Raw genomic sequence first — 18,209 nt, 5'->3', positions numbered from 1 at the left:
TTTCCTTAGTTTGAGGTTGAATCAGACACTGTATAGCTTCCAAGTACAGTGCTAACACGGTCGCCTTTAGCTAAATTCACATTGAGTGTTAAAGACTCACAGCTTGACAGATTTTCTCTAAAAACAGACTGCTCAACGCGAATATTTGCGATGTCTGCAACCACATTTTCGTTGGTAAATTCACTGTCGTGGCTTGTGATGTCAAACAAAACGTTGTCATCGCAACGCAGTGCAACCTGCGCCTCAAATTCGGCCTCAGTATGGTTCACCTCACGAGTTGCACCTGTACACACATCAGCTTGCAGATAGGTGCACACAGAGATACTTTGACGACTTATCGTTTTAACTCCACTTACTTCAAGTTCAATAGATAAGTGTCGATTACCCTCAAATTGTAGCGGCGCAATGGACAACGTGTATCCCTTGTCGCTTACCGTCATCTCTGCATCACTAAAAGGTACTGAGTTAGCTTGAGCATTGGCAGACACACCTGAAAATAGCATCGCCGCAATTATAATTGACTTAGAGGTCATCACTTTGCTCCTTTGATACTTTCAATACTCAAATCAAAATCTATACTTTCTATCTGAGTGAAAAATTGACGACTGAGTGACCCTCGCTTAGAGATGTTAATTTTAATTTGCTTGCAGTCACTTACTCCTTTTCTTAACTCAGATATCTGTACCTGACCGGGAATAGAATAGCGATGTGCTCGATAACCTTGGGCAAGGTCATAACCCACAGGTATACCACTACAAGTGATCTTAATATCCGCAATGAAATTTGCAGCAAACCAAGTGGCAGAGAGTTCAGCTGTTGCATTAAATAACAAACTATCGGCGCCGCTACTGTTATCTACATCCAATAAGGCTTCATAGCCAGTAATCACATTTCTGCCAGCCCAACTCGATGTGACTGGTGTAAAATCTGCAATTTGCAGCTGCTTTATACCATCATCAATAATTACCGCAGTAGCTGAGCTTTCTGTATTCGCTGCAGCCGCCAAAGGTAAAGCAAGTAGCCATAGTGGCCACTTCTTTATTTTTATCATGTTCTTTTCCTTAGTGCTCAGTCGAGGTTTTCTGAAATGATAACGGTAAAGTTCATCGAATCCATTTCAGCGCTTGCTGGCGGTGCGTCCGAAATACGACAAGGTTCTCTATCTGCCGAGACTGTGATTGTCATAATGTCACAGCTTCCGCCTGTACGCTGCTGCTTATTCACTTGTATACTACGTGTTCCGGATGCTGACGCACGGAAATCACCACATGAAACCGTAATATTACCTTTCTCACTCAAACTACCTGATATATCAAAATTCAGTAACTGCCCGAAATCGCCATCAACAATAAATTGCGCCTTATATGAACTGATATATTGCATTTCTTGGTTGAATATTCTGTCGTAATACACATCATAAACAGGTGCAAAATCTTGAATATCAAAGCTGTAGCGCTGTCCACCAATATAAACGCCATGTGGAGTAATATTCGCGGCAACATCTAACATATCTTGTTTTGTATAGAGCGGAGCAGGAGTCAATGGTTCTACTGCACCAACTGACCTAGGACATAGTCGTATATCAGGGGGGGCAATGCCAGATGCCATCACAGATGAAGACAATACTGTGCACAAAGAAGCAAATAGAATTTTATTTTTCATTATAATATCCTTATTGAAGTGGAGTATAAACAGCAACAGTGAGATCTAGGCTAGTCAATGCACCTCTAGCTGCTTTTGCCTTGATGTGCATTTTGCTGCATGTTCCACCCGTATTTAGACGTTTTGAAATAATCAGTTTTGTTCCACTATCGCTTAATGTAAACGCCGAACTCCCCGTTCCACAACTTACTGACATAGACACAGAGGTACTGGCTCTGCCTGTTACCTCATAAATCAGATCTTGACCAAAATCACCATCAACCGGTAGCTCAACTTCATACCCTTTAAGCACTCTAATATATTCTGGCGGGTTACCAGGACACGGACCATATATAGGTTCAAACGAATATATCGGTTTCATGTCACTTTTGGTTAATTGATAGCGAGCGCCGCCGACATAAATAGGCTCAGCAGACAGTAGATTAAAGCTCTCAGCAACCTCTGCTTCAGTTAATACTTTTTGATCAGACAAAGGCTCAAGGCAAGGTCGTGACGGATATCTATAATCACAGCAGCCGCTATCAATCGGGCGCGCAGGAGTATTGATTAAACCTGATTGGAGATCCGCACCAACGACCCCGTCGTTTGTTTCTTCGATCTGGCTTGCTGATACGCCCATAGACATTACTATGCCAATTGAAGCGCAAAGATAAGATTTTTTAAACATGTGTTTTCCTTATTATTCCTTTAGTTATTAGAATTACTGTGCATCAGATAAGATGAGTGCATCGAAGCGGATAGATTTTATTATCGCGTCCAAATCAATAAGTTCGCCGGTATGCGGGACAATGTCGATTCGAAGCTGCTTACAGGCACCATTTGTTTTTACACGATTAAAAACATTCATTCTTGCAGGCAGCACGAAATTATACTTTTCAATTAAAATGCTTTGACTAAAGCCAAGTGCCTCTGAATATCCAGAGTCGTTTTGGCAACTAGCAACTAACGAAAGTGGTATCGGGTATGGCACTGCATCGGCCATAATTTCAGCGCTCAAATCAAAAGTAAGTACAGGGTAATCACCGATAAAGTCGTCATATTCATCAAGCAACATTTCTATATTTGACGTATACGTATAAATATTACCGTTAACCACCGTTTCTGGTTCAAAGTCGCTTTTGTTATAGCTGTACTTAGTTCCCCAAACTAAGATGGGCTCGGCAGCATGCACCACTGACGAAGACGCAAGTAAAAGAGCAAATAGATATTTCATTATTTTCCTTATTTGTAATTGCAAATGTTATAAACTATCGGTTGCTGGTAGCCTTCAAGTAGCGTTACCTCAAGGCGATTAGTCGTGGAACTCACATAGTAAGTGTCGCTTTCAGCAGGCGTGATGCGGTAAGTAGCTGTTGCGGGAAAAGACATTTCTTGCCTCTTGTTCAGCGGTACGCTTATCGTTTTGTTGTAGTCAAATACAAAAGGGCTGCTTGCAGGAAAGCTATCAACCAGCTCATATTTAATATTAATTTGGCTCTGACCTTGATAACCGAAACAGCTCCAAACATGCTGTCTTACAGGTTGCATCACCGGCACAAATGCCTCACCCAGCGAAATTTGGAAACCATCGTTGAGTTGTGATACTGATTGATAAGTGGCATTGATTACTTTATCGTCGGCCGTTTTTATTATCACTCTCTCACCACGAGCCAACTGTACGCTGGTAGAAAACCCGCCGAGATTGTCCGTTACGACGGACATACCGTTGATAGCTAAATTAACATCGGCTATGCCTCGTAACTGGCTATTGACTAGTCGACCTTTAACTGAACCATAGATTAGCTGTGGAGAATCTAATACGGTAAATTCGAAGTTGCGATTAGCACTCGCACCGTCTGTGTCATTAACGACCAACTCAACTCTGTAAACCCCAGCCAAATCAGGTGTAAACGAAAATAGGCTAGTGTTTTCATTACCGGTCAATACGTCATTGTTTGGACCTATCAGCTTCCAACTGTAACTTAGTGCTTGTCCTTCTGGGTCATAACTTTGTGAAGCATCAATGCTGACCAACTGGCCAACTTGAACTTCCGTCTCTAATGGTTCTTTAATTTGAATAATCGGCGATTGGTTATCCGTTACATTAAACGTCACCGATGTCGCCTCTGAATATAGAGCACCATCAAAAGTCTTCAGTTCAATTTGATAACTACCTAAAGCAGAAGGCGTAAACTCTATTTTAGCGTCTTGCAGCGCTGGCAAAGTATCAGAGCCAGGCTGTTTGGCGATGCGCCAAATATAGGACAAAGGCATCCCTTCTGGATCACGACTTTGTGAACCGTCGAGTACGATACTTTCACCCAAGGTAATGTCTGAGATTGGAGCAATAAACGCTGAAGGTTTACTCTCACCGCTTGAGCTGACATTGATAAGTTGTGTATTCGACCAAGATTGCGATACGCCATCTGATACTAACGCCTTGATACCGTATATTCCCGCTAAATCAGGCGTTAATGTTGCTCCGAGTAGCTGCTCTTTACCAATAATATTTGCAGAACTCCCAGAAGGTCTAATCGTCAGTTTCCACTGCCCACTAAGCTCTGCTTGTTCAGGATCAATACATGCATCGCAGGACAAATTAACCACCTCTCCTTGAGTCGCTGAAATATCAGCACCCAACATAGCAATTGGTGGTTGATCAGCATTACTCACCGTAAAGTGATATAACGCGTCGCTGGATAGGCCGCCAAGATCTTTAACATTCAGTTGGACAGTATAGTCACCAACTTTTGTCGCGCTGACAGCTACTTGCTCATCGAACGGTGAACTCAGTCGAACAAAGCTTCCACTAGGCTTTTCGATTATTTTCCATGAATATATCAATAAGTCGGTAACATCAGGGTCATAACTATTTGACCCATCTAGCAACAGCATCTCGTTAGGTTTTACTTGCGTACGTAGACCAAAAATGTCGGCTTGTGGTGCTGCATTTTGCATTCGGTCAGAAACTTTAACGGACACAGTATCAGTCACAATATTGTTATCTTCATCCGTCACCTGTACCCCTATCTCATAATGACCAACTTCATCAAAAATAAAGGTGCTTTCCAGTTCAGATAAGGGACTAGCTTGGTTTGCAGTCGAGTTTTGTGGTGCAGCCGTAATTGACCATACGGCATGTTCAATGACTCCTGCTTGTGAAACTGATTCTCTGGCGCTCAGCGTAATACTGTTCCCTTTCTTAGAATCAAAATCAGGGCCCAAGTCCAAAGCAATCACTGACTCTTCACTCACCACAAAATCAACTTTTGCAGTATCGCTATTACCAGCACTATCAGTGACTGTGACCACGCCACTAAAATTGCCAGCGGTGGTAGGACGATATTGGATAACAGAATCGACCGCTTCTACCCTCTCAACTATGCCACCTTGGCTATCTGCGATATGCCAAGAAAAAGTTAACTCACTTTGCGTGTCGGTACTTGAGGAAGCATCAAGCGTAATATTCTGATATAAAAACAAATTTTCAGCTGAAGCATGTAAATACGCTTGAGGTTGCGTGATGTCTGTCATTTGCCCAGCTTCGACTGCATTGATAGTGGCGGCATCGCTTCCACCACAAGCGAGTAGGTTTGCTGTTACAACAGCGATGTAAACTTTTTTAAAATTCAAAATGTAATTCCTTTTATAACTACAACTTTTAGTTATATCTTGCAGCGGCTAATCTAATCGACTCATTGAGCTCTTGCGCTTTTTTCCCCAGTACGTTTGCACTCAGGAGTAACTCATCTCGTTCTGCTTTGAGCATGCTATCTAATGAAGCCGAAGTACTACCATACTGAGAGATTTGTTGATTGCGGTTGGCAATTTTCTCTTTGTAACCCAGCACTTTTTCTCTTTGCTCACCAACACTCTGGCGATACTCACTAATTTCTTGCTTTAATTCGGGAAAGTTTTCGAGTAAAAAGCTGTAATATTCCTCTTCCTTACTCATATCAACTTCTAGTAGTTGTTGAGCACTCAGCGTTGGCTCTACTTGTTTTACTGCTTCTATTTTTGTTTCTTCTGACTTACCGTTCGCGGTAATGTCTTTGTGTTCCAGCTCCTTTGCTGGACTATCTGCGCGTTTTGGTACGCTTACCTTGAGGGTTTCAATAGGCGTGTCTTGTAATTTAAAATGAACAGCAGCACCGATGAGTGCAGCGCTGATTAACCCACCTGTCAAAATTAGTTTCACTTTCACTTTAGGTACTCCTTTTAAACTTGTGGGAGAAGTGGAACCCTCTCCCACATTTTTTATTAACTACAGCTTGCTTTATCTACACAAACTTTTGCTGTAACTAATGCGCTGCCTTCCTTAACAGTCCAAGTACGTTTATTAAATCGTTTCCAGATTTTTCCGTAATTGGTTGATACATGCGAAGTAGTACCTTGTGCTTTAGAGCCACCAATAGTGTCTAATGTTCTCAACACAACATTCGCAAAACCACAGACTGCCGATTTACAGAACTTAGTGATACCGTCACCAAGTTGCGCGCCAACTTGGCTTTTACCTGCGTCATCAACAACAGGCTCATCAGAAACTACGTCGTAAGACTCAGCGTAAACAGACAGGAACATTGTCCACATGTCGTTGTACATCTCAGCTTCTAAGTTAGCAGCAATCTCTGCAGCTAATGCCGGATCATTTGATTGTGGTTTCAGATCTAGCGAACATTCCATGCCAAGCTCTTCTCTTGCTTCCTCACGAATGTGATCCCATGAACGAGTCTTGCTTCTGAACCAGCTCCATCCCTTAGATTTACCCGCATTTCTCCAGTAGCTATTCATGCGGTCGACATCAATCGAACACTCACCTTTGATTTCGCCAGGGAATGCGTAGTAGTTGTAGGCTAAGCCTAGGTTTGCAACGAATACACTACGGTTTGGTTGTGGTTCATAAAGCTTACGCTTTACACTCCAAGATGCAGAAACCCCATTTTCATTACCCGTATACTCTTCTTCGATTTGTTCAGAGTATTCACCACAACGAGCGTCACGGGTTACAAAGAAGTTAATACCACCAGATGCAAAAGAATGAGCATCCATCGTGTCGAAGTGAATTGTGTCGCCTTCCAACTCTCGCTCAAATGGCATTGCCCAATCACGCAATACATCTTTGTTTACCAAAGTATTGGCAGGGAAAGTCCAAACATTCTTATAGAACAGCGGAGAGTTATTCGCCTCAACGGTTGGGTTGGCCTGAGTCACACCTGAGTTTAACCGCACGTTAAATACATCCAGCTGTTTGACGCTATAGTCACCATGCCCTGCTTGGTAAAGTGTGCTTGCTAATAAGTCGCGTTCATTTTCCCAAAGGTTGTAGCCCGCACTAGCAAGACCCGTGATCTTGGCACCACTCGTTTCAACGACATCAGTTTGTACTTCCCAAGCTGATTTCACGATTGCACTTTGCGCTGCGAGTAATCGAGTTTGAAAATCAAGCGAACTATCTAAGCGTGTGATTTTATCTTCATACGCGTCATAAAGGCCCTTTGCTTCGTAGTATTCATCACGAATTGCCGCTCTATCTTGTTTCACTCGGTCAATTTCTGCAGTTACGGCAGCCTTTGGTGCTTGATATTTGGTGATAACACCCACTATGCACTGACTCAGCATCGTAGGGTTAGTAGAGTAAGAGACGATACAGGTATTTGTCTCAGTAGCTTGCGCCTTATCTAGCGTATCAAACTCATCTTCTAAAGCACCAAGCTCAATGGCAATACCTTTCCACTTTGCATCTACTGCTTTAAATCGCTCAATAGTACCCGCATTTTGAAACGCTAATTCGTCCATTTCAGCGCGGCTATCGCTGATCTTTCTTATAGTTTCAACCGATGAGCGCGGCAATGCATAAGTAAACTGATACCAGTTACTGACAAACTCTCTGTTACGATAAGCTTGCTCTTGTTGTGCTGGTGTTGATTTCTGACGGTAAGCGTCAGCTTTTATCTTGCTATAATCAGAACACTGAGGTCCCGACGAACCAAGCTCCGCATAATCGCCAATAATAACTTTGCTGCTTGCTGGGCCAACATGTAGTGTTTTTGGGTTCTCGTGGTCAACTGTGATGTCACCAACACCGGCTGGCGTTGGAATACCAAGTGAATCAAGAGGGTTTCCTTTTGTTGCATCTGGCATAGCATATGCTACTGAACTACTAAGTAGCACAGCTAAAACTGATGTAACAGACTTTTTTAAGTACATACCATTTTCCTTACGGGTTATAAAAATCATTGAATCCTTGCTAGCTTGTTCTTAACTAGACTTAGCATGCTGTAATCACGACCAATCGACTTATCTGCAAGCCAATTGACTTGACTATTGATGTAACGATATAAATCTTGTGCTTTCATTTCGTTTAGCAAAATACTGCTATTTGCATAGCTGCGAATATTGGCAAGTTCAGCCGTGCATAGCTGAGCAGATGTGCCTGCTCGACAATTTTGTTCGAGGATTTGTTTTGACGCGCGTAGTTGAGATATATCGGAATTAAGTTGTTCAATCGTGATTGGGTCTTCAACCTCAAATAGCACAAACTCCAGAGTATCTAAGGTATTATCAATGCTATTGAGCAAAGTTAAATACCCTGTAGATGGTGTAGAGATATTGATCATTGTGCTCAAGGTACTGTTCCAAGAACTTAAGCTTGAAGCAACTTGATTAAAATAAGTGGGTTCCGGATAAGTTACGACTTTGCTAACAACGAGCTTACAACCAGGCTTGATAGCTTGAAACCCCGTGATACCACTCATCGCTTCAAAGCTGATATATGAATTTGAAAATCCATGAGTTAATGGGATCGTATTCAATTCACTTGAAGCAGCGCCAGAAATCCGGTTAGAGATACTCGCAACACCATCTGACTCAACACTATACCGAAGTGATAGCGGTCGAATAGACTCACATTGAAAGGTGTACTCTATCGCAGTTTTGAATAATCCATTTCTTACTATACTTGGGCTTGAATAGCTTAATTCTTGCTCTGCATACACTTGTGTTGGCGAATAAGCACAAGGCGGGAAGTATCTTGTTCCTTCCGTTGTTTGCTTTGCCGTACACATGGTATTGGCATCGAATATAGTTTGTTCCGTGGCATTTGCGTGCACACTCATTCCGCCAGACAATAGCAGTCCAGCAAGCAAATATTTGCTCATCAGATTTTCCTTCTGTGTAGTTATCGTTTCTTAGAGTTGCTCTAGAGTAGCTCTGAGAATGTGCCGCTTAACCTGACCATTTGGTGATTCCGCTTTTATAATGAGCTGTAGTTCATTATTGTTCTCAGAACAGGCACTAAAGGGATTTTGCTTTATTAACATTTGAAGTACATTCATCGAACCTGCCGATGCGCTGCCGGTGGGGAATAACGTACTTTCAGGCGTGGAGATATTGACTATGGATGGCATTATCTCTGGGATTGATGGCAACATATTTGGTGTCCAATAAAGTCCATCGTATTCCAAGTATTCTATTTCGATGTTGCCATTATTTGTGAAGAAATTGTCTGCTTGGTCCAACTTCCATACTACCGATTGATACCTATCAACTTCGGTGATATTGAGGTTCGCAATTTGAATTGATTGAGCCGCCAAGACATTTAATCGTGTAATGATCCACTCTAATCGAGCGAGCTGTTCACTGTCTAAACCAAAATCAATCAATGTAGCAATTAGCTCATTAGCTTCATGACCAAGAGTGAAACTCTCTTGCTGAAACTGGCTTAGTTGCGGGTTTATTCGTGTGTACTCTTTACACAACAATGTGTGCTGCTCATTAAATGGCGCTATTGAACTGAAGCCATCAATCGTACTATCAGCCGTCTGTGCAAGTTTTTGAGACAGTCTTCGGCCATCAACATTTTTAGCTAAATAAGCAACATTAATCGCAGTCGCTAGCTTTTTCAAAGAGAGTTCTGTGCCCTGCGCTCGCATATCCTGATAGTGCTCAGTTACAAACCCTGCGAAAGTCGGCATTCGAACAAAAGCAGGATCAACAGGGTGATAATCACTCGAATAAGCATTGCTCAGCAAAGAGGCTTCATTGTTTAACTGCTCCAAATATAACTCAAAATACGTTAGTTTTTTGTCATAATCGGTATCAATAACCACGGCGCTAGCATCAAGTGCGTTAAAGCAAGTCGTTGTCTCGCATTGTCTGAAGCTGACATCAAAATAGGCATTTAATACCTGAGTCTTGTTGATAAATGCTTGTTGTTGAACAAATGGAATGAGGATTAGTGAATCATTCAATGCAGTAAGTCTGCGATTAATAATTCGCACCCTGCTTGATAAAATTGTACTTGCATCATATTTTTTGAGAATTTTCCAAAGCCGGGTCTGGCTATCAACCAGTTGATTTATCTCCACCTTTAGATTTTCTTTCTCAAAAGCACTCATTAAGTCAAATTGATTGATATTTGCATTCACTTTCGCTAAATGCGCATTTAACTTTTCTTCGAGTAGCAAGCCATACTCATATCTTCTGTAGAGCGCAGCATGTGACAAACCCGCTGCAACGCTTCGAGTTGAGCTAATAGTATTCAGTCTAAAATTAACTTTTCGAAGGCTATCACTTGCAGGACTAAATCCTGCAACATCTGCAGGGTTAACAAAATCTTTATATAGTTCACCGTAAAGCGATTGCTGCAATACATAATATTGCTCAATCAAGGCGGTATGATTCATTAAGTCGGTGACATGAAACCATTCATGACCATTTCTGTTTTGGTACCCTAATGCCGATGCTTTAAGCTCTTGCTTTATCCCACAAGGCAGCTCTATCTTCCTAAAACACGATGGTTCCATAGAAGGTTCTGCGGCAACGCAAATATCATTACAACTAGATTCAGAATACTCGGAATAACAAGTACGAGGCATAAAATCTCTAACTTGTACTGATACTTGACATGAGTTTTCAGTTCCCGATGCATAACTTTTACTAGCTATGAAAAAAAATGCGGCAAAACGTAATACGCCGAATCCTTTTACTTCGTACATAAATCAGCTTCCTTAAGCTATGTTTTCCTTAAGCAGGAACATACTAGCGTTGCAAGCCCCGCATGTAAACCCAAAAAGTTACATTTAATAAACAATAAAACCCAAAATAAAAACAAAAAGAAACAAAGCAGGAAAAAACAAATTATTATAATCAAGTAGTTATAACCCACCCTAAGCCACAGCTGAACATCCCGTAAAAAACAAAAATAAATAGTTAACAAGGTTAATTTTATAGGGTTTAAGTTCTTAAAGGTAACGGGGTTTATCCACACATGCTACTTAAGAAGCTTTGGAACGAATCGGAGCTTGCTTGGAGAATGATCTAGGCTGTTATACTTTCGGCTAGCTATACGGTTACAATAGGCTATTGATTTACCATACTTGAGCAAAGTCTCTAATAGAATCGGTAATGTGCTAAACCTGTCAATAGGGCCTGTTAGATTTACAGACGAGGGAATGACTTTGAAGTTACTTTGATGAAGCGGAGTAGTGATAAGGAAAATATTCTCTTTAGAAGAATTAGCTAAAAGTTTAGCTATTCAAATAAAACCCCCTCGCATAGTAGGGGGTTTTTTATTTTAGCCGACTAACCATTTCGCCATAAAGACGATAACAGGCAAGGTAATAAGTGTTCTTAAAATAAAGATTAGGAATAGCTCCCACAAATTCACTGGGATTTTGCTACCAAGCAGTAATGCCCCAACTTCAGACATGTAAATTAACTGGGTAACACTCATTGCGGCAACGATAAACCTGGTAGTATCACTTTCAATAGAACCTGCAGCAAGGATTGACGGAATAAACATATCAGCAAAGCCGACAACGATTGTCTGTGCTGCTTTTTCGGCTTCTGCCACATTGAGTAGCTCGAGGTAAGGAACGAAAGGTGTGCCTAAATATTGAAATACAGGGGTGTATTCTGCGATGATCAGGGCAAAAGTACCAACTGCCATAACCACGGGAAGTACAGCAAATACCATATCTAAGGCATTGTGCAGGCCTTCTTCTAATGTTCCTTTAAGCCCTGGTGCCGTTTTTGCCTTAGCAAGTGCAATATCCAAAGAATGACCTAATAGGCCTTTTCCTTCTGGCACCGCTTCTGAATCCTGGTTGTGATCGCTACCATCTACATAGATATCCTTTTTAAACCTTAGCGGTGGTAAGCGCGGCACTATGATTGCTGCAACAAAGCCAGCCGCACATACGGTGAGGTAAAAAGGAGCAAACAGGTGTTCGAGTTTAACTTGACCAATCACAACTAAACAGAAAGTAATGGAAACCGCAGAGAATGTGGTGCCGATGATAGCCGCTTCTCGTTGTGTATAGTGTTTATCCTCATATTGTCGAGCAGTCATCAAGATACCTACGCTGCCGTCGCCAAGCCAAGAAGCAACACAGTTTACCGCGCTACGACCTGGCACACCGAATAGCGGGCGCATCACTTTGGTCAAGAGCGTGCCAACCATCTCAAGTAGACCAAAGTTAAGTAGTAATGGCAGTAACAAGCCAGCAAGAATAAAGACAGAAAAGAGTACAGGTAACAAGTCATTTAGCACTAATGCTCCTGTGTTTTCTGAATGGATCGCTTCTGGACCAACACCATTGAAGGTAAGCACAATAAACACCATGCCAATTAGTCGGGTTATCAACCAAACCCAGCTAACGTCAAATAAGTGCTTTATTATGGTTATTTTTAATAGCGCTTGGGGTCTTAGGAGCTTTATCACCAAACTCATGATCCCGGTAATACATACTATTGCGACAATCATGTCTTTAATAAAAGGAGCGACTTGCGCTTGTAACCACTTCGCCATAACAGCAATTGGGATAGTCATTGCTTCCCCCACCGCCACTGGCGTCATAAATAAAAAGATACCAATCAATGACGGTACGATAAACGCAAACCACGTTTGTAAGGTGGAGCGTGGTGTTATAGTGCTCTCTGTCATTTTTTACTTCCACAAAAACAAAGAAAAGAGCCGAAGCTCTTTTCGTTTTTAAATTATTATATTTATTAGATTGTTAGACCTTTTTGCCTAAGCAAAGTGATCAAGGCTTGATGCAGGTTATTCATGGTGTTTGCATCAAGTACGTTACCTTCGCTATCCTTCCAGGTAATTGAAGTACGCGTATCCTGCGCTTGAGCGATCTTTATCGTGTAATCACCATTTTCAATTGGCAACACAACCGCTTCTTCACCCCAAATAGAATCCCAAACGCTGCTTTCAGGCGCTTCGTAACGGACCAAAACTTCCTGCTTTTCTCTATCGACACGGACAACCGTGAAGTTACTTCGTTCTAGGAAGTTTGAGAAGCGATCAAGCACCGCTTCTTGACCTTTTTCAGTCAGAAGCGCGGAATCACCATTCTTGTCAAACCCAAGTTCAAGTGCCAGTACACCCTGACGCTTACGCATTTCAACTTGCAGTAGACGATATTGATAGTCAAATTCTGAAACGACTTCGTTCAGTGCCCGAACTTCGAGGTGATTTTTCTGAAGCGCAGTTAACTCACCATCGCCTTGATAATCTACTAATTCCGCTCGAATTGACGCCGTACGCTGATGTTCTTTTTGCTCGACAGTAAACTTAAACTTTTGCTTAGATGGCTCTGTTGCTTCTTCCCAAAACCAGCCGTCTTTTGGCTTGATCAGTGAATACCAGGTTGTGGTTACCGAGCCTTGCGCCTTGTTATCGCTTTCAAGTCCGGCATTGTGCATCGCCACAACGCCATCCACAGCACGCCAAATAAATGCCGGTAAATCTTCTATACCGTCATTCTTATCAAAAAAGATCCTTGCAGCTTCTTCGCCCTGCTCTACCCAACTGCCTTGCGCAACTGTTAGTACCTGTTGCGGTGCACGGTAACTTACCGGTTCAGCTGTATTTTCATATTGGCCGACTGGCATTGCAAATTCAGGGTCTCGATAAGGCTGAGCTAAGCCCTCAGGGGCTTTCACCGGTGCATTTGCACGATAATTTCTTTCATGATGTGCATCATTTGTGAAAATACTACAGCCGCTTAGACTCACGGCAATTCCAAGAACCAGTGATTTTGGGATCCAATACTGCACTCATTTACTCCTTAGCAAACCCTATTATTATTCGAATCAAAGTTATGATTTAGGATTGCCGAATTGGTTCACACAAAGTTGCCAAAAATTGACAATCTTTGAATTGATAACGCTATGGTATCAAGTATTCCAAGTACTATGCTGGGAACACACATCCCATAGCCAAAATTTTGCCTTATGTTACTTGTCATACATTAGAAAAACAAGCAACCATGCCACGCAACCCTAATTCTATTTTTTATTACAACGCGCTAGCGCTAAAACTCAGATATGGTAGTATTTCGCGTTAACTATTAACCTTGAGCGCATTACGTGAAATCAGAGGTTCCAAAATGACCATGCATGCAAACCATCAACTTGTCTTAACCGCAATAGGAGAAGACAGATCTGGTATTGTTGGCGAATTGACCCAGCTTGTGAGTGACTGCAACTGTAATATTATCGACAGTCGTATCGCAATATTGGGAAATGAATTTACCTTTATTATGTTACTCGCCGGTGACATGGCGTCTATTAGTCGTGTAGAACATACCTTACCAGCAAAAGGGATGGAACTCGGTCTCTTAACCATGATGAAACGCACGTCGAGCCATCAGCAAGGCGAATACAGTGCAGGTTATACTTTGGAATATGAAGGACTAGATACTCCCGGTACACTAAGCAAAGTAACGCGCTATTTTGCAGCACAAGGAGTGAATATTTGTTCACTGAAGTCAGATACCTTTGAGCAAGAAGACGAGCTACATATGCGCTGCGAGCTTGAGTTTAATATTCCAGTGGATGTGGATATTGATAACTTTAAAGTTCAGTTCGAAGATCTTTCTCACTCCTTAAACGTAGACTATATATTTAGACGCATTCGCTAAGGATTTACTATGAATACTTTAAAAGTTGGTGATCAAGCGCCACTATTTTCACTGCAAAACCAAAACGACGAGACCGTTGAACTTGCTACTTTATTAAAGTCTCACCAAGTTTTAGTCTATTTTTATCCTAAAGCATTGACCCCGGGCTGTACGGTTCAGGCCGAAAATCTACGCGACCACAAAGCTGAACTGGCTGAATTAAACACCGTAGCCGTTGGCATTAGTCCAGATCCTGTGAAAAAGTTAAAGAACTTTGAAAACAAAAAAGAACTCAACTTTGACTTACTTTCGGATGAAGACCACGCGGTAGCCGATGAGTTTGGTGTGTGGGGACTAAAGAAGTTTATGGGCAAAGAATATGATGGTATTCATCGCCTATCTTTCTTAGTCGGTCAAGACGGTACCATCAAGCACGTGTTCAATAAGTTTAAAACCAAAGATCACCATGAAGTCGTGATTAACCACTTAAAAGAGCAAGCTTAAAGTGACTCCTTAAACCGTATTTACGTATATTTAAGAAATAAAAAACGGAGCCGAATGCTCCGTTTTTTATTCACTTCAACCGCCTTTAATCAAGCGCTTTTTCTACTTTATCAAATAGCGTCGTAATCTCTTTACTTGGCTCCTTGGTCAGTAAGCTGACAGCAAAGATAGCGATTGTCGCAACAATGAATCCAGGAACAATTTCATATAATGTCGCGCTAAGCGGCTCACCATTATAAGTAAACGGACCATAGATCCATACCAACACAGTCACCGCGCCAGATACCATACCAGCAAGCGCGCCAGCAAAGTTCATGCGAGACCAGAATAAGCTTATCAGCACCAGTGGGCCAAATGCGGCACCAAAACCAGCCCAAGCATTACTTACAAGATCTAGAATCGAGCTATCTCTGTCGTACGCAAGATAAATGGCAGCAAGCGCTACAACTAGTACACTAGTACGACCAACAAGCACCAGTTCTTTATCCGAAGCATTCTTATTCAAAAATATCTTATAAAAGTCTTCAGTTAACGAACTTGAACTCACTAACAATTGCGAAGAAATAGTACTCATAATTGCGGCAAGAATAGCTGCCAGTAAAAAACCTGCAATCAACGGGTGGAACAATAGCTGAGATAAAATCAAGAAAATGGTCTCGGCATCATCCACAACAATCCCATGTTCATGTGCGTAAGCTGCACCAAACAAACCTGTGCCCACAGCACCGAGAGCTGCAACTATCATCCAGCTCATCCCTATACGACGCGCTGTCGGCATGTCTTTCACACTTCGAACAGACATAAAGCGCACGATAATATGAGGTTGACCAAAGTAGCCAAGACCCCAAGACATTGCCGAGATAATACCTATTGCACCGGCCGAGCCAACCCACGTTAACATCGTTGGGTTTAACTCATTTAGTGTTTGAGATAGCGGATTATCGAGCAGTGAGAAGGTAACTAAAGGCACTAAAATCAAAGCGATAAACATAATACAACCTTGCACAAAGTCGGTCAGGCTCACCGCTAAAAAGCCGCCAAATAAAGTATAAAGCACAACAACGCCGGTGGTGATGTATAAACCACTCTCATAGCTCATACCAAATGAACTTTCAAACAGCTTACCACCCGCAACCACACCAGAGGAGGTGTATAAGGTGAAGAAAACAATGATCACCAACGCTGAAACTATTCTTAACGCGTTTCCTTTATCTTCAAAACGATTTGCAAAATAGTCAGGAATGGTTATCGCGTCATTTGCATACTCTGTGTAAACACGCAGGCGTGGTGCAACCAATAAATAGTTAAGCCAAGCACCAATCACAAGACCTATTGCAATCCATGTACTGCTAAAACCATACAGGAACATAGCGCCCGGCAGGCCCATTAAGATCCAACCACTCATGTCGGATGCGCCCGCTGAAAGCGCCGCTACACTTGGTGGTAAGCTACGACCGCCCAACATGTAGCCTGACACATCACTGGTCGACTTTTTATATGCGTATAACCCAATTCCCAACATCGCAATAAAATACAGTGCGAGAGAGATTATCGTACCTATCTCCAAATTAGCCTCCTAATTGTTAGTTGGGCTCTTCTCCAAATGTGAGCTTTTTCTATCACTTAATTATTCGATTTCTAACTCACTTTGAATAAAAGCCAAAAACATAAAGAACCCACTATAACATGCACAAACCATACACCCAACCACCTGCGACCATTGATCAAAACAGTATTTTATTCGTACCTAATTCAATTGGTTAATTATCATTCGCCCTATGTTCTGTATTTACCCATATTCTATAAACTCAATTTCCCAGCGTGACCTGTTCGCACTTTTACCTTATATTAAAGCCAATAGCATTTTGTTTGGACGGTAGTATCTATGTACTTTTACGCGGCTCGTCAGCCAATTTTTGATGTCCAAAGGGAATTGATTGGCTACGAACTTTTATTTCGTGATGGCCTAAATAATGTATTTCCCGAAATTGACGGTGATGAAGCAACAAGTCGCTTGGTTGAAGGCAGCCAGTTTACCTTTGGTCTTGATGACCTCACAAATCAACGCCCTGCTTACATTAACTTCACTCTAGAGACGCTGGCAAAAGGCTATGTGCAAATGTTGGCGCCTGAACAAGTCGTCGTAGAAATATTAGAAACGGTACAACCGGGGAAACGACTCTTAGCGTGTGTAAAAGAGCTTAAAGAGCAAGGCTATACGCTTGCACTTGACGATTACCATCACCAAAATGTGTGGCGCCATTTTTTTCCCTATATTGACCAGATAAAAGTCGATTTGTTGGCAACTAACCTAGAGCAAATCCATGCCATTAAAGCCGCGATACAGGATTTCCCAAACATTGATTTAGTGGCAGAAAAAGTAGAAACCTACGAACAGTTTGAGCTCGCCAAGTCGCTTGGATTCAAATATTTTCAAGGCTTCTTTTTTGCCAAACCCGAAATGGTCAAAACCAAAGCGTTGGCTCCTTCGGAATTAGCCATGGCTGAATTGCTTTATGAGACTTCAAGCGTTGAGCCCGATCTTGCTAGGATCACACAGGTCTTTGAGCGTGATGTAAACCTAAGCTACAAACTTCTTCGTTATGCAAATAGTGCTGTATTTAAACGCCGAGCAGAAATATCAACGATTAAACAAGCCTTGGTCGTACTCGGTAGTGAAGAGCTTAAGCGTCTGATCTCATTATTATTTGCTTCACAGCTTAATACTGAAAAGCCCAAAGAGCTACTTTCACTCTCTTTATTGCGCGCACATTTTATGGAAGCAATAGCAACCAAGGCCAATAAGATCTCCGATACTGGGAGCACATTTTTGGTTGGCATGATGTCACTGATGGACGCCATTCTCGATGACGATATGGCAAGCTTATTGACGAAATTACCCTTATCTCAAGAAATTAAATCAACCTTACTGAAGAAACCGAGTGCTTTTGGTATTTATCTAGATCTTGCGGAATCGATGGAAAAGGGTGACTGGGATAGCGTTGACACCATGTCAAAATCTCTTGGCGTAACCAGCCAAAATATCGCCGAACTATATCAAAAGTCGCAAGTTTGGAGTGACACTCAAATAAAAGCGATAGAGTAACCTGTCAAAGGATGCGACAATCTGTCGCATCCCGCTAAGCACCT

16 protein-coding genes are annotated in these 18,209 nt (G+C 41.9%); 3 read left to right on the top strand and 13 right to left on the bottom strand.

All coding sequences use genetic code 11. From position 1 onward, the window contains the following. Nucleotides 1-5: 5 nt before the first annotated feature. From NO992_RS02260 to bamC, 12 genes are all read right to left on the bottom strand, one after another. Nucleotides 6-533, bottom strand: a complete 528-nt coding sequence (locus NO992_RS02260; RefSeq protein ID WP_253107377.1) for a hypothetical protein — start codon at nt 531-533, stop codon at nt 6-8. Next, nucleotides 533-1,051, bottom strand: a complete 519-nt coding sequence (locus NO992_RS02255; protein WP_371374022.1) for a hypothetical protein — start codon at nt 1,049-1,051, stop codon at nt 533-535. Before NO992_RS02255 ends, NO992_RS02260 begins: the two co-directional genes overlap by 1 nt. 17 nt (nt 1,052-1,068) lie before the next feature. Beyond that, nucleotides 1,069-1,662, bottom strand: a complete 594-nt coding sequence (locus NO992_RS02250) for a hypothetical protein (RefSeq protein WP_371374019.1) — start codon at nt 1,660-1,662, stop codon at nt 1,069-1,071. A gap of 10 nt (nt 1,663-1,672) precedes the next feature. Beyond that, nucleotides 1,673-2,329 carry a hypothetical protein gene (locus NO992_RS02245; protein ID WP_010369048.1) on the bottom strand — a complete coding sequence of 219 codons (657 nt, stop codon included), beginning with the start codon at nt 2,327-2,329 and terminating at the stop codon, nt 1,673-1,675. Between the two features lie 33 nt (nt 2,330-2,362). After that, nucleotides 2,363-2,875: a hypothetical protein gene (locus NO992_RS02240; protein ID WP_010369049.1), complete on the bottom strand. Its 513-nt coding sequence runs from the start codon at nt 2,873-2,875 to the stop codon at nt 2,363-2,365. 8 nt (nt 2,876-2,883) lie between these two features. Then, on the bottom strand, nt 2,884-5,274 hold the full coding sequence (locus NO992_RS02235) for a PKD domain-containing protein (RefSeq protein ID WP_371374015.1): 2,391 nt from the start codon (nt 5,272-5,274) through the stop codon (nt 2,884-2,886). A 28-nt stretch (nt 5,275-5,302) separates the two neighbouring features. Beyond that, nucleotides 5,303-5,845 (bottom strand): hypothetical protein, encoded by a 543-nt coding sequence (locus NO992_RS02230; protein ID WP_223229695.1) that lies wholly within the window; start codon nt 5,843-5,845, stop codon nt 5,303-5,305. A 56-nt stretch (nt 5,846-5,901) separates the two neighbouring features. Then, nucleotides 5,902-7,848 (bottom strand): hypothetical protein, encoded by a 1,947-nt coding sequence (locus tag NO992_RS02225; protein ID WP_010369056.1) that lies wholly within the window; start codon nt 7,846-7,848, stop codon nt 5,902-5,904. Between the two features lie 26 nt (nt 7,849-7,874). Then, nucleotides 7,875-8,798 carry a hypothetical protein gene (locus NO992_RS02220; RefSeq protein WP_045989866.1) on the bottom strand — a complete coding sequence of 308 codons (924 nt, stop codon included), beginning with the start codon at nt 8,796-8,798 and terminating at the stop codon, nt 7,875-7,877. A gap of 30 nt (nt 8,799-8,828) precedes the next feature. Continuing rightward, nucleotides 8,829-10,637, bottom strand: coding sequence for a hypothetical protein (locus tag NO992_RS02215; protein WP_010369061.1), 1,809 nt, complete (start codon nt 10,635-10,637; stop codon nt 8,829-8,831). Between the two features lie 578 nt (nt 10,638-11,215). After that, on the bottom strand, nt 11,216-12,586 hold the full coding sequence (locus tag NO992_RS02210; RefSeq protein ID WP_371374011.1) for a YjiH family protein: 1,371 nt from the start codon (nt 12,584-12,586) through the stop codon (nt 11,216-11,218). A 65-nt stretch (nt 12,587-12,651) separates the two neighbouring features. Beyond that, the gene (bamC, locus tag NO992_RS02205) at nt 12,652-13,710 is read right to left on the bottom strand and encodes an outer membrane protein assembly factor BamC (RefSeq protein ID WP_371374008.1); all 1,059 of its coding nucleotides are present in this window, start codon (nt 13,708-13,710) and stop codon (nt 12,652-12,654) included. A 332-nt stretch (nt 13,711-14,042) separates the two neighbouring features. Here bamC and NO992_RS02200 point away from each other — a divergent pair, with 332 nt between their 5' ends. Next, entirely contained in the window at nt 14,043-14,576 is a 534-nt protein-coding gene (locus NO992_RS02200) for a glycine cleavage system protein R (RefSeq protein WP_010369065.1), read from the top strand. Between the two features lie 9 nt (nt 14,577-14,585). Further along, on the top strand, nt 14,586-15,059 hold the full coding sequence (bcp, locus tag NO992_RS02195) for a thioredoxin-dependent thiol peroxidase (RefSeq protein WP_010369066.1): 474 nt from the start codon (nt 14,586-14,588) through the stop codon (nt 15,057-15,059). An 85-nt stretch (nt 15,060-15,144) separates the two neighbouring features. On the opposite strand, the gene putP is transcribed toward bcp, so the two are convergent. Beyond that, complete coding sequence (gene putP, locus NO992_RS02190) at nt 15,145-16,626, bottom strand: sodium/proline symporter PutP (protein WP_253107371.1); 1,482 nt, start codon at nt 16,624-16,626, stop codon at nt 15,145-15,147. A 318-nt stretch (nt 16,627-16,944) separates the two neighbouring features. On the opposite strand from putP, the gene NO992_RS02185 reads away from it, so the two are divergent. Then, nucleotides 16,945-18,165, top strand: a complete 1,221-nt coding sequence (locus NO992_RS02185; protein WP_371374003.1) for an EAL and HDOD domain-containing protein — start codon at nt 16,945-16,947, stop codon at nt 18,163-18,165. The last annotated feature ends 44 nt before the right edge of the window (nt 18,166-18,209 follow it).

The organism is Pseudoalteromonas sp. DY56-GL79 (assembly GCF_041414765.1).
GTDB lineage: Bacteria > Pseudomonadota > Gammaproteobacteria > Enterobacterales > Alteromonadaceae > Pseudoalteromonas > Pseudoalteromonas piscicida.
This window is presented reverse-complemented; position numbering and strand designations above follow the sequence as displayed.

Bases quoted from the DNA above. Each gene is read 5' to 3' on its own strand.
- bcp (WP_010369066.1), top strand. From the start codon at position 14,586: ATGAATACTTTAAAAGTTGGTGATCAAGCGCCACTATTTTCACTGCAA.
- NO992_RS02220 (WP_045989866.1), bottom strand. From the start codon at position 8,798: ATGAGCAAATATTTGCTTGCTGGACTGCTATTGTCTGGCGGAATGAGT.
- NO992_RS02255 (WP_371374022.1), bottom strand. From the start codon at position 1,051: ATGATAAAAATAAAGAAGTGGCCACTATGGCTACTTGCTTTACCTTTG.
- NO992_RS02245 (WP_010369048.1), bottom strand. From the start codon at position 2,329: ATGTTTAAAAAATCTTATCTTTGCGCTTCAATTGGCATAGTAATGTCT.
- NO992_RS02260 (WP_253107377.1), bottom strand. From the start codon at position 533: ATGACCTCTAAGTCAATTATAATTGCGGCGATGCTATTTTCAGGTGTG.
- NO992_RS02215 (WP_010369061.1), bottom strand. From the start codon at position 10,637: ATGTACGAAGTAAAAGGATTCGGCGTATTACGTTTTGCCGCATTTTTT.
- NO992_RS02200 (WP_010369065.1), top strand. From the start codon at position 14,043: ATGACCATGCATGCAAACCATCAACTTGTCTTAACCGCAATAGGAGAA.
- NO992_RS02185 (WP_371374003.1), top strand. From the start codon at position 16,945: ATGTACTTTTACGCGGCTCGTCAGCCAATTTTTGATGTCCAAAGGGAA.
- NO992_RS02210 (WP_371374011.1), bottom strand. From the start codon at position 12,586: ATGACAGAGAGCACTATAACACCACGCTCCACCTTACAAACGTGGTTT.
- NO992_RS02225 (WP_010369056.1), bottom strand. From the start codon at position 7,848: ATGTACTTAAAAAAGTCTGTTACATCAGTTTTAGCTGTGCTACTTAGT.
- NO992_RS02240 (WP_010369049.1), bottom strand. From the start codon at position 2,875: ATGAAATATCTATTTGCTCTTTTACTTGCGTCTTCGTCAGTGGTGCAT.
- NO992_RS02250 (WP_371374019.1), bottom strand. From the start codon at position 1,662: ATGAAAAATAAAATTCTATTTGCTTCTTTGTGCACAGTATTGTCTTCA.